The organism is Polyangiaceae bacterium, from assembly GCA_020633235.1.
GTDB lineage: Bacteria > Myxococcota_A > Polyangia > Polyangiales > Polyangiaceae > JACKEA01.
In genome coordinates, this window is the sequence record JACKEA010000006.1 from 577131 (window position 1) to 590605 (window position 13475).

The following is a 13475-nucleotide window of genomic DNA, read 5'->3' on the forward strand; positions in this document are numbered from 1 at the left end:
AAACAGGGTCCCCCAGCGTCCATGGAATGGATGTCCCAGAAGTCCGACGGCCGCGCGCGTCTGCGCCTAGTGGGTGGCACTGCCACCCCGCGGGCGCGCCGCCGTGCCCTGGGGCCCGCCGCGGAGCTCGAAGACGCTCAGCTCGTGGCCCTGGCCCGGGATGGCCATCGCGAGGCCTTTGAAGCCTTGTATCGCCGGCACGTCGGCTTCGCTCTCAACCTGGCAGTCCGGATCCAGGGCAACGCCACGGACGTGGAAGACGTCGTCCACGACGCCTTCATCCGAGCCCAGCACCGCATGGCGGAGCTGCGCGACGCGGAGCTGTTTCGCTCTTGGCTCGGATCCATCGTGGTGCGTTTGGTGCGGACCCGCCTACGTCGGCGGCGGCTGATGACGGTGCTGGGCATGGGGCAGGCGGAGCCCGTGGAGCTGGACGCCATCGCTTCCGGGGAGGCGAGCCCCGAGGCCCGCGCGCAGCTCGCGCAGATTTACGCCCTGCTCCGCACACTACCTTCGGACGAGCGCATCGCCTGGACCCTGCGTCACGTCGAAAATCACCGGCTCGAGGCCGTCGCGGAGCTCACGGAGTGCTCCCTGGCGACGGCCAAGCGCCGCATCTTGCGCGCGCAGCGCTTTCTCACTGCGCATTTCGTTTCTCCGTACGCGGAGGACACCTGAATGAGCAAGCCTTCGAAACTTCCCGAGATCGATCCCACGGCCCTGCGAGAGCACGGGACCGAGGAACAGGTCGATCGCATCTGGCGCCAGCTCGAGGCCGACCTCGCAACGGAGCCGGTACGCTCGCGCACCGCTCTGTGGTGGGCACCGGCAACGGCGGTGATTCTGTTCGGCTCCGGCGTGTTCGTCGGCGCCCGCTGGGGACGCAGCGAGCCTCCGGTCGCTGCCACCACCGTTCAGGCCGAGGCACCGCGGGAAGAGCCGGCGTCGGGTCCTGAGCTTCCGTTCGCTCCGGTGCTCGATCCCCTCGCGCCGGAAGAGCCGAAGCAGAGCCAACCCCGACGCATGCCGCGACACAACGCCAGCATGCCGGAGCCGGAGGACTCGTCGTCCGCCGTGATGGAGAGCTCGCCGCCCACGGCGTCGCTGCCGCCGGCGGCAGTACAGCCGGAGTGGCAACGCCTGGCGCAGCAGGGTGAGTACCTCGCGGCGCGGCAGGCGGTGGAGCGCATCGGAGGTTTCGACGCGGCCATCGCCAACGCTTCCGCCGATCAGCTCATGATCCTGGTGGATGTTGCACGGGCCACCGGCCAGCGCGGTCGGGCAGTTCAGGCACTGCGCCGCGTCGTGGACCAATTCCCCGGAGATCCCAACGCGCCCTTGGCAGCGTGGACCCTGGGCACGATCCTGGAACGGGCCGGAGATCGCGCGGGCGCCGCCAAGGCCTATGCCGCGTATCGAGCCTTGTCTCCCAAGGGGGACTTCGCGGAAGATGCGCTTGCACGGCAGGTGGAGGCCGCCGTGCAAGCCGGAAACCTCGAGAGTGCTCGCAAGCTCGCGCAGCAGTATGAGAAGGACTTCCCGAAAGGACGCCGCCTGCGTGACATCCGCGCGCAAGTGGCCAAGCTCGCTGGGGAAGCAGCACCCGAGACGGAAGGGGACGGCGGCGCCGCTCGCTCCGAGGACGAGACGCCGTCCACGGAGTCGGAGGACGAAGCGCCTGCTTCTGGCGGCGCTGCTGCTGTTCCTTGAGCTGACCCTCCTCGCCCTACCGGCCGAAGCCAATCCCGCCCCCCGGGCGGTGGTCGAGATCACCCCCAAGGCGGAGCGGCAGGTGGATGCGCAGCTCACTCGCCGCCTGATCCAGCTCGAGATTTCCGACGTCGAGCTGCCTCCGCGCCCAGGGGAGCCACGGACCGGGACGGTGTTCTTCCGGGTGCTCGCTCCGCAGCCGGATCGGCTCCACGTTGAGCTCTGGGATCGCGGCGAGTTCTACGGCGCACGCCGCGTCTCCATTACCGGCAGCGTGCAGCTCAGAGCGCGGCGCATCGCCCTGGGCGCGGCCGAGCTCGCGCGTCGCTTGCGGCAGCGACGCTTGACCGACGCGCGACACCGCCAGGAAGAGACGCAGCGAAAGGCGGAGGAACGCGCACGCGACGCTCGGGAAAAGCGACCCGACGGCGTCGTGCTCTCCGCGGGTGCCCGCGGGGCCGTGGTCGGACCGGGAGACGCGTGGATCGCGGGACCGCGGCTGCAGGGCGCGTGGTACTACCCGGGAGGCACGCGCATGGGCTTGGGGCTATCGTCGCTGTTCGGGAAGGCGGGTTCGCCATCCCTGCGCTGGCTGGAGCTCGAGCTCGCGCCGGCCCAGTCGTTTCGCGTCGCACCCACCGCGGATCTGGCCCTGGGCGTCAGCGTGGGGGCCGCCGCGGTGCACGTCAACGGCGTGCCCAGCGTGGATGACGTCTCCGGCCAGGCGGACACCTGGTCCGCCCGGGCCGGGGCCTTCGCGCTGCTCGAGGCCAAGCTGGGCTCCGGCGTGTTCTTGAGCGCGGGTCCCGAGGCGGGGGCCGTGCTGCGCCGCATTCCCTACGTCGACGCCGAGGGCGAACGGCAGCGCTTGGGCGGGTTGTGGCTCGGGGCCCGTGCCGCGATCGTCATCGATCCGAACTGATCGTCACGAGCTCGTAGGGAGTCGTCGACAATTGCAAACCGGGCGGCGCTTCCCCGAAGCCGGTGCCAGATCTTCCATCATGCGTCGCCGTCGTTGGCTCGCCGCCGCCTTCACGCTGCTCGCCCTGGTCGCGATCGCCGAACCCACGGCGGCGCGCATGTGGCGAGCGGCGACTCTGCTGGTCGCGCTGTCCGCCGCGCACACACATCAGACCGCGAACGCCGCGCCGACGCTGATCGAGGAAGTGCTCTTCGTTCCCGGACGACACGGTCCCATTCGCGCGCGGCTCTATCGCCGTGCCGACGTCCCCCGCGGCCCGGGACTGGTGGTGGCCCATGGCGTTCACTACCGGGGCATCGACGAAGCGCGCTTGGTGCCCTTCGCCCGAGAGCTCGCTCGGGCAGGGCTCACGGTGCTGACTCCGGAGCTTCGAGATCTCGCGGACTATCGCATCACCACGAGGGGCGTGGACACGATCTCGGACGCGGCGCTGTATCTGAGCGAGCGGCGCGACGCGGTAAACGGGCCCAAGGTCGGGTTGCTCGGCTTCAGCTTCGCCGGCGGGCTCTCCCTCGTGGCCCAGGAGCGTCCGGAGCTCTCCGGTCGGCTGTCCTTCGTCGCCAGCGTGGGTGGCCACCACGATCTGTCCCGCGTGCTCGGCTTCCTCCTCGAAAATCGCATCGAGACGCCAAAGGGCACGCTGTCGAAGCGCGCGCACGAGTACGGCCTGGTGGTGCTGGTGTACGGGCAGATCGACACGCTCGTTCCCGCGGCGGACCAACAAACCCTGAAACAGGCCTTTCGCGAGTGGCTCCATGGCAATCGTGAACGGGCGCGGGCCATCGCTTCTCGGCGCACCACGCAAGAAGGTGAGCGCTTGTTCTCCTTGTTGGAGAACGGTCGTCTCGCGGAGCTCGGGCCGCGGCTGAAGCGGTACTTGAACGAGCACCAGGCCGAGCTCGCGGCGCTGTCACCCCGGGGGCGTCTGGTGAGGGCCACCATACCCGTGTACCTGCTGCACGGCAGCGGAGACGACGTGATCCCCGCCAGCGAGACGGAGTGGGCGGATCTCGAGCTCGGCGAGCGCCCACACCTCGCGCTGGTCTCGCCGTTGCTCGAGCACGTGGAGGTGAGCCACAGCGCGGACGTCCTCGATCAGCTCGCGCTCGTGCGCTTCATGGCGGAGCTCTTGTGAGCTACTTGCAGGTGAAGTCGAAGCCGCAGTGCCCGCTGGCGCACTCCTTGTCGCGGGCGCAGGCTTCGCCGGAGGGGAGCGGCGGCTGGCATTGATCCAGCTTCCAGTTGCAGATCCCACCCGCGCATTCGACGTCCCGCGAGCACGCGCTGCCTTGGGGACCGGGGCTCGAGCACAGGTTGGTCTTCCAGTTGCAGATCTGCGGCGCGCAATCGCCGTCGGTCCAGCACTTCTGGCCCGTGACTCCGCCGCTTCCACCGCTGCCGCCGGTCTCGACGCCGCCGCTTCCGCCGGTTGCGACGCCGCCGCTGCCGCCGGTCGCGGCGCCGCCGCTGCCGCCGGTTTCGGTGCCGGCAGCGCCGCCGGTTGCGGCGCCGGCAGCGCCGCCGGTTTCGGCGCCGGCAGCGCCGTCGGATTCAGGCGCCGGCAGCGCCCCTTCACCCGCCGCCCCGCCCGCTTGCAGCGCGCCGGCCGCCCCACCGGCCCCGGCGCCAGCGCCATACAAGCCGTCTTCGGCGGATCCGCCGCAGGCGCTCATGATGGTCAATATGAAGAGGCTCGCCAAAGCTCGTGTCGTTCGCATCACGAGGGGGAGTGCGGCGTGGCGCTGACTTTGATCACGAAATCGACTCCACGTTGACGGCACGGAGCGCCGGGCCGCACCATGAGGTAGTTCGGCATGGCACGCGTCTGCGCTCATTGCGGTAACCAAGTGGACGTCGAGCGGTTCTGCCCGACCTGCGGCGCCGAGCAGCTCGTCGCCAGCCCCGAAGGAGACCCGCTCATCGGCCGAATGGTGGCAGAGCGCTATCAGGTCCTCGAGCTCATCAACGCCGGCGGGATGGGCAAGATCTATCGCGGGGTGCAGCGCGTGCTGGAGCGGCCGGTTGCCATCAAATGCATCTTGCCCAGCTTGGTGGACGACGAAGGCGCGGTGATGCGCTTCCTGGAGGAAGCTCGCGTGGCCAGCCGCCTCAATCACCCGAACATCGTGAGCGTGTACGATTTCGGCCGAACCGGCGCTGCGGACGGTGGCTACTCGTTCTTGGTGATGGAGTATCTGGGCGGCCCCGACCTGGCCGACATCCTGCAGAGCGAGCCCCTGCTGCCGCTGGACCAGATCGTGGACATCACCGAGCAGACACTCGGTGCGCTGGCGGAAGCGCACGAGCATGGCATCGCCCACCGGGACATCAAGCCGGGCAACCTGATGTTGGAGCCTCGACGTCGGGGCGGTTATCACGTCAAGCTGATCGACTTCGGAATCGCTCGGCTACGGGATCGCCGCCGCCTCACCCAGATCGGCGTGATCATCGGTACGCCCCAGTACATGCCGCCGGAGAAGCTCCGGGGCGAAGAGCCCGGCGCTGCTGCGGACCTCTTCGCGGTCAGTGTGATGCTGTACCAGATGCTGACCGGCCGCCTGCCGTTTCCCGGACCCGCTGCCATGGACGTGGCGCGTCAGCAGCTCGAGCCCGGTGCGCTCCTGGATCCGCGGGAGGTCGCGCCCGATCGCAACATCCCCGACAACCTGGCGCACGCCTGCATTCGCGGCTTGGCCCAGGACCCGTCGCTTCGATTTCCAGACGCCCTGACGATGGCGATGGCCATCGCGGCGCCTGGAAATCGCGCCCTCTTGCGGGCTTCTCGCATTCCGGGGCGCCCGGCGCCGTCGGAGTCCGAAGTGCGGCGCGCCGTCACGCAGGCGACGCGCCGAGATCGCACGACGCAGCAGGCCGACGCCGGCGAGGACGACGGGGCATGGCTTCGACGCGCGCCGTGGGCCGCCGAGCTCTTGTCCCCGGAGCGGCCCATCTTGGTCTGGGGTCCTGCCGGTGTCGGACGCAGCTGGATGCTGACGCGCGCGCTTCGAGAGCTACGGCAACGCGGCATTGTGGCCGAGCGGCTCGAAGCGCCCCCGGCTCCGCTGAACCAGATTGGATACGGCGGCCTGCGCAAGATGCTGCGTCGGCTCGCGCGCCTGGTCACGGACGCCGACGTTCGCGCGGCGGTGGACGGCGCGGACACGGACGACCTTCGCCGTGCCCTGCAACGCATCTTCGCCAAGCATGGCGCGATCCGACAGGATCCGCTGACGGCGCGGTCGGGGGCGACGCTCGCCTTGCGTTGGGCGATCGAGCAGGCCCTGCGACGCCAGCCGGCTCAACTGTTCTGGCTGGCGCTCGACGACGTGGATCGCATGGACGGTGCAACCTTGGCGGCCATCGCCGAGCTGACGCGAGGGCCGAAGGTGCCCGGTCTGTCTTTGGTGCTCACGGCGGAGTCGGATCTCGAGGCCCTCCTGCCGCCGGCGGTGCTTCGCCATCAGCTGTGCGGATGGCCACGCGACCAGGCATTGGAGCGGCTCGGGGCGCAACGGGGCCTGTTGCAGCGCGGCGACAATGACATCGAGCCGATGTACGTCGAGCAGTTGATGGCCAGCTTCGAGGATGACTCGTGGTCGGCACCGACCACCATGAACGAAGCCATCGAGCAGCGACTGCGGGTGCTCCCGCCGAACGCTCTGTGCACGCTGCAGGCGCTGGCGGTATGCGGGCCGAGCCCGATCCAGACGCTTTCGGAAGTCGTGGAGCGCGCCGAGGACGTGAGCTCGAGCCTGCTTCCCCTGGCCAAGCTCGGCTTGATCGACGTGGAGGACAGCCAAGTTCGGTTCACGCACGAGTTGACGGCGCGCGCGACGCTACGGCTAGCGCCGGCCGGAGCTCTGGCTGCGGTGCACGAGCAGGCCGCCCGCATCGCCGAACGTCGCGGTGTGGGCGTGGAGCTGCAGGCGTACCACGCCCTGCGGGGTCGGCCGGACTCGGCGGCCTTCTTGCTGGTCGAGGAGAGCGTGCGCTTGCGGCTGCAACGCGATGACGCGGCGTCGGCAATCTCCGCACTGGAAGACGGCATCGAAGCGGCTCGCACTCTGCTCCTCCGCGACCAAGATCAGATCGCCAAGAGCGGATGGTTGGTCTTTGGCAGCAAGCTCGGGGAGCTACTCCGGCAGGTGGGGCGCGTGCGCGACGCGGTCCGGGTCTTGTCGGAGACCCTCGACCTCACGGAGCCGCATTCGTCGGCTCGTGCCCGCCTCCTCGGGCAGCTCGCTCGCATCGCCGACAGCGAACGTCGCATCGTCGAACGGGAGCTCCTCGCCGCAGAAGCCCTGCGCATCGCGACGGAGGTGGGGGAGACGCAGCTGGTGGAGGATCTCCGACACTGGGGAAGTGCACCCCCACCGCCGCAGGAGCGCGTCATCGTGGAGTCCGGGCCTCCGGAAGAGACCCAAAACGTGTTGGTCGTCGAAGACGACCGAGAGCTGGCGCGAGCGCTGGGGCGTTGGCTCAAGCGCAAGGGTCACGTGGTGACCAAGTGCCACTCGCTGGCCGAGGCGGCCGAGCTCCAAGGCCCCTATGCCTGCGGCATCTTCGACGTGATGCTGCCCGATGGCTCGGGCCTCGAGCTCGCCGAGCGCTTGCACGACGCGGGTGTGGTCGACGCGCTGGTGTTCTTCACGTCCTCCGAGGAAGCCGACGTCGCCGTGATCGCCGAGTCGCTCGGCGAGATGGTGCGCAAATCCCGTGGCTTGCTGGAGCTGGAAGCGGTGGTGGACGCGGCGCTGCGCGGCAGCGAACGCGCCCCGACTCCCGAAGTGGCGTGAGCGTTCAGCCCGCGAGGAGTCGATCGCGTTGGGCTCGCGAGAGGTTCACCCAGCGACCCTCGATGCGGAAGCCGTCGCCCTCGCGCTTGCAGCTCTTCACCTTGATGCGAAGGGTCCAATCGTCCAGGCGCCCTTCCAGTGGCGAGCCCGGGGGCGAGGACAGCGTGGACAGGACCGTCACGGTGTCGCCGTCGGTTTCGAGCACCTCCGCGGTGCCGCCGCGAGTCAGTGCCAGAGCCGTCATCCCTTGCGCGCCCGGGAGATGGCGGCGCGCGCTTCGCGGTCCGCTTCCCGCTCTCGCAGCGTTTGCCGTTTGTCGTGCTTCTTCTTGCCGCGGGCCACGCCCACTTCGATCTTGGCGCGGTTGCTCTTGAAGTAGCACTTGGTCACGATCAGCGTCATGCCGTCCCGCTCCTTGGCGGACTGCAGACGCACGATCTGCTCGGCGTGCAGCAGCAGTTTTCGCTTGCGCCGCTCTTCGTGACCGAAAGCCGCGTGCTTCAGCGGCGGGATGCGCATGCCCTTGACCCAGGCTTCGCCCTTCTCGATGTCCACCCACGCGTCCGTGAGGTCCGCGCCTTGCTCGCGCAGGGAACGCACCTCGCTACCGATCAGCACGAGCCCCGCTTCGTAGGTGTCGCCAATCTCGTAGTTGAAGTGGGCGCGGCGGTTCTTGCTGACCAGGCGGTCGCCTCCCAGCTGCTTCTGTTCCGCGCTCTTGGCCATGGGGGCGCCGAATTTGACTAGCTTTGCTCCGAAGTGCAAGCAGCGCTCTTCTCGAGCCGCACCATGTTCGATTTCGGCACGAACAACGTCTGCGAAAACCCGCGCCCCTCGAACAGGCGCTGGAGCGCGACGTTGGCCGCGGAGGTGTCGGTGGCGAAGCGAGTCAGGCCCTCAGCGCGCAAGAAGGCCTCGCCGCTATCCAGCAGCGCGCTCGCGACCCCACCACGGCGCGCCTCCGGCTCGACCCAGGTGGTGGAGAACAGGCCCAGGGGGCCGGCGTCGTCCGTTTCCACGCGGACGATGCAGTGGCCAACCACGTGGCCTTCCGTGTCCTCGGCCACGAACACCTCTCCGCGGCAGGCCGAAGGATCCAGATGGAAGCGGACGCGGCGCTCGAGCCAGTCCATGGAGTACATGTTGGTGCCCACGTCGGGGCCCAACACCTCGATCAGAGTCTTCCGCATGCGCTCCGCCACCAGGCGGATCTCCGCGTCGTCGTCTCTGGAGATGGGCCGGATCACGCTACCGGCGATGGTATCATCGGCTCACTTCCCGAGCAGCTCGGGCAGCTTCTGCGACAGCGCGTCGAAGCCGTAGGACTGCAGCAGCTCGATCTTGGCGCCGTGACTCAACGCCAGCGCCCCGCTGTTGACCGACAGCCCGAGGGTCTTCTCGAGAGCGCCGTCCTTGTCGACGAGCACCGGCATCTTCAGGTTGTAGGCGTCCCGCGTGGCGACGCAGTGGGTTTCGTCCGGAAGCGCTCCCGTCGCCGTCTGGGTGACCACCACGAACATGTCGAAGTCGTCGTTCTGGTACTGCGCGTACAGCGCCTGCGGCTCGCCGTTGTCCATGTGCGCCTTGCACACGGGGCACCAGATCGCGAAGGTGTACACCGCCGCCGCTTGATGCGCGCACAGACTGTGGAGCTGCACCGCGTTTCCGTCGCAGTCGTACAGCGTCACGTCCGGTGCGAGGTCTCCCACCTGGGTGCCGTAGGGAGGGGCTGGCGGGCAGCCGAGCGCCGTCGTGCCGCTGCTTCCCCCAGCTCCCGCCATGCCGCCGCTGCCGCTTCCGGCCGCGCCGCCGGTGGACGTGCCCGCGCTGCCGCCGCTGGCCCCGCCGCCGGTGCCGCTCCCCGCCGTGCCACCGGTTCCGCTGCTCCCAGCCACGCCACCACCACCGCCGCTGCCGCCTCCGCCTTCATTTCCGCTGCACCCCGTGACGGCGAGAGCAGCGCAGAAAACCAGGGCAACGGGGCGACGAAGAACGCGAGTGACAAGCATGCCCCCCAGTATGCCGCACTCCCGGCGCCGGTTACCCTCGACGTCCACGCGCCGGCGGCGCATCGTCGCTGCCATGAATCGCCTGGAAATGGGCCACCGAGTCGTGCTTGCGGAGCTGGCCGAGACGCCGCTGGAGGGCATCGAGAAGCTCCAACTGCTGGAGCAAGAGCCGCCGGACCCTGCCAGCCTGCAGCCGAACGACGTGATCGTCCGGGTGCGGGCCGCCGCCGTGGGCTGGGTCGACCTGATCATGACCAGCGGTCAGTACCAGCACGTCCCCAAGCCTCCCTACACCCCGGGCCTCGAGTCTGCGGGTGAGGTCGCCTGGGTGGGACCGGACGTTTCCGGCTTGGCCGTTGGCGACCCGGTATTGATCGACGGTTTCCTGGCCGGTCCTCGCTCCCTGGGCGCCTACCAGGCCTACGGCGGCTTCGCGTCCTACGTGGTGGCGCCGGCGGTGGCCGTGCATCGCATCCCCGGCGAGCTCTCCTTCGACCAGGCAGCTGCACTGCTCGGCAGCTACGAGACGGCGTACCACTGCTTGGTGGCCCGCGGCCGGCTGCAGTCCGGCGAGGTCGTGCTGATCCACGGTGCTTCGGGCGCGACCGGTCTGGCAGCGGTGCAGGTCGCCAAGATCCTCGGCGCCAAGGTGATCGCGACGGGTCGCAGTGACGACAAGCTCGCCGTCGTCCAGCAGAACGGCGCCGATCACGTCATCAATACCAAGGGCGAAGGCGGCGCGCTCCGGTCCTTCAAGGACGAAGTCAAATCCCTCACCGGTGGTCGTGGCGTGGACGTGGTCTACGACGCCGTGGGCGGCGACATTTCTTTGGAGAGCCTGCGCTGCATGCGCTTCGGTGCGCGCTTTCTCGTCGTCGGCTGGGCCGCCACGCCCTTCGTGGCCCGAGGCAAGGGTCAGCGGGGCGCGCCCAACGCCAACATGCTGCCCACCAATCTGATCATGATGAAGAGCCTCGACGTCCTCGGCTGTCCCACCGTGATCTCCACGGTGCAGGATCCGTCCATTCGCGCTCCGCGCCTGGCGCAGGTGAAGCTGTGGGCCGAAGAGGGCAAGATCCGCCCCCACGTATCCCACGTGTTCCCGCTACGGGAAGCCAAAGCCGCCATGCTCGCCAAGTGGAAGGGCGAGGTCATTGGCGGCTGTGTGCTTCATCCGTAGCGAGCTCGCTCTACACCACGCTGCTGCGGCGGCCCGTGACCAGCGACAGCACCGCCAAGATCAGAAACGCGACGAAGCAGATCTTCGCGATGGTCGCAGCGAGTCCGGCGATTCCGAAGAAGCCGAGCAGGCCAGCAATCAGTGCAACGATGAAAAACGTAATGGTCCAACCCAACATGTGATTTCCTCCTGACACCGCTTGCTTTTTCAATCGCCGTGCCAGGCGAAATTGCCGGGAAAATGCCGAGATCTGCCCTGGAACAGAGGCGAGGCACGCTGTCACGCTGGCACCGAGTCGCCCCAAGCGAGCCGCCCCTGTACGTTTGAATGTCGGTTCGGCGCGGAACCACGCGGACGGACGGCGTGGTTCCGCGCCGAACCAACATTATTCGTCAGTCGCGGATGCCGAGGCTCTTCGGCACAACACGGCGAATCGCATCAGGGCGCGAGCAGATCGAGGGCGTAGTCCCAGTCCGTCTTGCCGGAGGGGTCGGCGACGTTCAGCGCTTCGATGGTGGCGATGTACGAGAGCCCGATGCCGTCCGCCTGCTCCGTCAGGGCGCGTGCGTGGAACGCGTGGTGGAACAGCATGTTCTCGTTCAGTGGGATGGTCGCCGGGGTGAGGGGGTTGTGCACGTAGAACGGCGGGTCGTCCGGGGTCATCAAGCCGAGCATGTCCACCTCGGCGCGGTAGGCCTGGATCTTCGGGGTGTCGAGCTCGTCGATGGACTGGATGCCGTAGAACGCGAGCAAGCGCGGGCCCAAGCCCTGCTTCACCGCGGCGTCGAGGAAGGAGATGCCGAAGTCCTTGAACACCACGCTGTCCCACTTCTTCAGATCGTAAGTGGCTTGTGTGGAGTTGGCCGCGGCGCCCAGCACTCGCGTGGACTCCTGCGACACCGGATCGGAGCTGCTCGGCTCCGCCATGTCGTCGTGGAAGGCGAGCCACAGGCTGGTGCCGGCGCCGGCGGAGCCGCCCTCCAGCACGATCTTGTCGGTGGCGATGTTGAAGTCCGCGGCGTGGTAGCGAATGAACTGCAGCGCCCGCTTGCTGTCGGTCAGCGGTTTGATCACGCCCACGTCGTCCCCGTCGGCTAGCACGCGGTACTCGATGCTGGCGTAGGCCACGCCCTGGGCCATCAGGTTCTTGATGCTCGCGGAGTTGCCGCTCCAGGTGTCGTCCTTGCTGCCGCCCACGAAGCCGCCGCCGTGGATGTGGATCATGAGCGGGGCCGGCGAGGCGCCGTCGGGGATCATGATGTCGAATACGGTGCGGGGATCCGTGCCATAGGGCACGTTCTCGTAGTACTTCACGGAGGTCGAGCCGACGTCGAAAGGCGGAGTGGATGCGCTCGGCAGCGTGAGATCCACGGAGTACACGTTCTGCCACTCCGGCGTGCCCCCGGCACCGGCTGCGCCCGCCATGCCGCCGGAGCCCGCGGCGCCGCTACTTCCGGCGGCGCCGCCGCTTCCCGCCGCGCCGCCGCTCCCCGCCGTGCCGCCGCTCGCGGGCGCACCGCCGTCGTCGCTGCTGCCGCAAGCGGTGGTCAGAGAGAAGAAGGCGGCGAAGAGCAAGAAGGCCGAGCGCTGCATCCGCCGAGAGTAGCATGGGCCGGCGTGGCCCCGGCGCCCCGCCCGAGGCCGGCTTTCGTGGCGTGGACGCCGCACTCGCCCGCGGGATCGCGCGGGATTCGCTTCGGCACCGACCTTGCTCTGGGGCGGACGCCATGTTGCGCCTTCACTCTCTTCTCGGCCTCGCCTTCGTCCTCGCTTCCGTCGCCTGTAGCAGCGGAGGTGGCGGCTCCGGCGGCTCGCTGCCGGACGGTGGCGGCGGCTACGGCGGCGGCACCCCGGGTGGAAGCGGCGGCTACGGCAATGCTTCCGGCAGCAGCGGCGCCGGCAATGCTTCCGGCAGCGGCGGGGCCGGCAATGCCGGAGGCTTCGCTGGCGGCGGCAACGCCGGTGGTTTCGGCAACGCGGGCGGCACGGCCGGTGCGGGTGGCACGGCCGGCGGCGGGGGTACTGGAGCTTGCAGCGGCGTGCAGGTGCAGTGCCCCAAGGGCTGCGCGGATCTCGCGACGGACCCCGCGAACTGCGGCAGCTGTGGCTACGCCTGCAAGACGGTGCCGGGCGGCACGCCGGTGTGCCAAGGCGGACAGTGCGCCGTAGAGTGCGATCCGGGAACCACGCTGTGCACGAACGAATGCGCGGATCTGAAGTCGAACCCCGACCACTGTGGCAGCTGTGGCAAGCAGTGCTGGGATCCGCAGGGCGGCGTCGCCGTGTGCAACCAGGGAACCTGCGGCGGCAGCTGCACGACGCCCGGACAGATCGCGTGCAATGGCAACTGTGTCGATCCCAAGTCGGATCCGAAGAACTGCGGCAGCTGCGGCAAGGTGTGCACCAGCACCACCGGCACCCCCGTGTGCAACAACGGCAGCTGCGGCTTCGAATGCGGAGCGGGGGAGACACTGTGCAACGGCGTGTGCGTGAACCTGCTCCTGGATCCGACCAACTGCGGCAGCTGCGGCACCGTGTGCGACGACGGCATCTATAGCTACGGCGTGTGCAACGCCGGCAGCTGCGAGAAGAAGTGCAGCTTCAAGAACTGCGGCGGCCAGTGCTGTAGCTCCAACAGCTACTGCTGCAACACGGGTTACTTGTGGTGCCAGGTCAACGGCAAGGGTTGCTACTGACCAATTCGGCCTCGAGGATCCCGGAGTTCTGGTGTTCTCCGTCACCAGCTACCACCGGGAGGACTTGGCTCCCAGGTTTCGGCGCGCGTATTCCTGGGAAGA

At 68.7% G+C, this 13475-nt stretch carries 14 protein-coding genes; 7 read left to right on the forward strand and 7 right to left on the reverse strand.

Annotated elements, in window-relative coordinates:
- Nucleotides 1-21 precede the first annotated feature (21 nt).
- The 4 genes from H6717_32300 (at nucleotide 22) to H6717_32315 (ending at nucleotide 3827) form a co-directional block, all read left to right on the forward strand.
- Nucleotides 22-678: a sigma-70 family RNA polymerase sigma factor gene (locus H6717_32300; GenBank protein MCB9581758.1), complete on the forward strand. Its 657-nt coding sequence runs from the start codon at nucleotides 22-24 to the stop codon at nucleotides 676-678.
- Nucleotides 679-1710 carry a tetratricopeptide repeat protein gene (locus H6717_32305; protein ID MCB9581759.1) on the forward strand — a complete coding sequence of 344 codons (1032 nt, stop codon included), beginning with the start codon at nucleotides 679-681 and terminating at the stop codon, nucleotides 1708-1710.
- Between the two features lie 49 nt (nucleotides 1711-1759).
- Nucleotides 1760-2632, forward strand: coding sequence for a hypothetical protein (locus H6717_32310; protein ID MCB9581760.1), 873 nt, complete (start codon nucleotides 1760-1762; stop codon nucleotides 2630-2632).
- 79 nt (nucleotides 2633-2711) lie between these two features.
- The gene (locus H6717_32315; protein MCB9581761.1) at nucleotides 2712-3827 is read left to right on the forward strand and encodes a hypothetical protein; all 1116 of its coding nucleotides are present in this window, start codon (nucleotides 2712-2714) and stop codon (nucleotides 3825-3827) included.
- Between the two features lies 1 nt (nucleotide 3828).
- On the opposite strand, the gene H6717_32320 is transcribed toward H6717_32315, so the two are convergent.
- On the reverse strand, nucleotides 3829-4410 hold the full coding sequence (locus H6717_32320; GenBank protein ID MCB9581762.1) for a hypothetical protein: 582 nt from the start codon (nucleotides 4408-4410) through the stop codon (nucleotides 3829-3831).
- Between the two features lie 96 nt (nucleotides 4411-4506).
- On the opposite strand from H6717_32320, the gene H6717_32325 reads away from it, so the two are divergent.
- Complete coding sequence (locus H6717_32325) at nucleotides 4507-7488, forward strand: protein kinase (protein MCB9581763.1); 2982 nt, start codon at nucleotides 4507-4509, stop codon at nucleotides 7486-7488.
- A 4-nt stretch (nucleotides 7489-7492) separates the two neighbouring features.
- Here the strand turns inward: H6717_32325 and H6717_32330 are convergent, their stop codons facing one another.
- The 4 genes from H6717_32330 to H6717_32345 are packed head-to-tail and all read right to left on the reverse strand — an operon-like array spanning nucleotide 7493 to nucleotide 9497.
- The gene (locus H6717_32330) at nucleotides 7493-7732 is read right to left on the reverse strand and encodes a hypothetical protein (protein ID MCB9581764.1); all 240 of its coding nucleotides are present in this window, start codon (nucleotides 7730-7732) and stop codon (nucleotides 7493-7495) included.
- Entirely contained in the window at nucleotides 7729-8214 is a 486-nt protein-coding gene (smpB, locus tag H6717_32335) for an SsrA-binding protein SmpB (GenBank protein ID MCB9581765.1), read from the reverse strand. The genes H6717_32330 and smpB overlap by 4 nt, the downstream gene beginning before the upstream one ends.
- A gap of 17 nt (nucleotides 8215-8231) precedes the next feature.
- Complete coding sequence (locus H6717_32340; protein ID MCB9581766.1) at nucleotides 8232-8735, reverse strand: GNAT family N-acetyltransferase; 504 nt, start codon at nucleotides 8733-8735, stop codon at nucleotides 8232-8234.
- 24 nt (nucleotides 8736-8759) lie between these two features.
- The gene (locus H6717_32345; GenBank protein ID MCB9581767.1) at nucleotides 8760-9497 is read right to left on the reverse strand and encodes a redoxin family protein; all 738 of its coding nucleotides are present in this window, start codon (nucleotides 9495-9497) and stop codon (nucleotides 8760-8762) included.
- A 73-nt stretch (nucleotides 9498-9570) separates the two neighbouring features.
- Between H6717_32345 and H6717_32350 the strand changes: the two genes are divergently transcribed.
- On the forward strand, nucleotides 9571-10677 hold the full coding sequence (locus tag H6717_32350; protein ID MCB9581768.1) for an NADPH:quinone oxidoreductase family protein: 1107 nt from the start codon (nucleotides 9571-9573) through the stop codon (nucleotides 10675-10677).
- A 10-nt stretch (nucleotides 10678-10687) separates the two neighbouring features.
- Here H6717_32350 and H6717_32355 read toward each other — a convergent pair whose 3' ends face one another.
- Nucleotides 10688-10855, reverse strand: a complete 168-nt coding sequence (locus tag H6717_32355; GenBank protein MCB9581769.1) for a DUF1328 domain-containing protein — start codon at nucleotides 10853-10855, stop codon at nucleotides 10688-10690.
- Between the two features lie 260 nt (nucleotides 10856-11115).
- Nucleotides 11116-12270 (reverse strand): alpha/beta hydrolase, encoded by a 1155-nt coding sequence (locus H6717_32360; protein MCB9581770.1) that lies wholly within the window; start codon nucleotides 12268-12270, stop codon nucleotides 11116-11118.
- 134 nt (nucleotides 12271-12404) lie between these two features.
- On the opposite strand from H6717_32360, the gene H6717_32365 reads away from it, so the two are divergent.
- Nucleotides 12405-13373, forward strand: coding sequence for a hypothetical protein (locus tag H6717_32365; protein ID MCB9581771.1), 969 nt, complete (start codon nucleotides 12405-12407; stop codon nucleotides 13371-13373).
- Nucleotides 13374-13475 lie beyond the last annotated feature (102 nt).

Bases quoted from the DNA above. Each gene is read 5' to 3' on its own strand.
- H6717_32300 (MCB9581758.1), top strand. From the start codon at position 22: ATGGAATGGATGTCCCAGAAGTCCGACGGCCGCGCGCGTCTGCGCCTA.
- smpB (MCB9581765.1), bottom strand. From the start codon at position 8,214: ATGGCCAAGAGCGCGGAACAGAAGCAGCTGGGAGGCGACCGCCTGGTC.
- H6717_32355 (MCB9581769.1), bottom strand. From the start codon at position 10,855: ATGTTGGGTTGGACCATTACGTTTTTCATCGTTGCACTGATTGCTGGC.
- H6717_32365 (MCB9581771.1), top strand. From the start codon at position 12,405: ATGTTGCGCCTTCACTCTCTTCTCGGCCTCGCCTTCGTCCTCGCTTCC.
- H6717_32345 (MCB9581767.1), bottom strand. From the start codon at position 9,497: ATGCTTGTCACTCGCGTTCTTCGTCGCCCCGTTGCCCTGGTTTTCTGC.
- H6717_32360 (MCB9581770.1), bottom strand. From the start codon at position 12,270: ATGCAGCGCTCGGCCTTCTTGCTCTTCGCCGCCTTCTTCTCTCTGACC.
- H6717_32330 (MCB9581764.1), bottom strand. From the start codon at position 7,732: ATGACGGCTCTGGCACTGACTCGCGGCGGCACCGCGGAGGTGCTCGAA.
- H6717_32320 (MCB9581762.1), bottom strand. From the start codon at position 4,410: ATGCGAACGACACGAGCTTTGGCGAGCCTCTTCATATTGACCATCATG.
- H6717_32315 (MCB9581761.1), top strand. From the start codon at position 2,712: ATGCGTCGCCGTCGTTGGCTCGCCGCCGCCTTCACGCTGCTCGCCCTG.
- H6717_32305 (MCB9581759.1), top strand. From the start codon at position 679: ATGAGCAAGCCTTCGAAACTTCCCGAGATCGATCCCACGGCCCTGCGA.
- H6717_32350 (MCB9581768.1), top strand. From the start codon at position 9,571: ATGAATCGCCTGGAAATGGGCCACCGAGTCGTGCTTGCGGAGCTGGCC.
- H6717_32325 (MCB9581763.1), top strand. From the start codon at position 4,507: ATGGCACGCGTCTGCGCTCATTGCGGTAACCAAGTGGACGTCGAGCGG.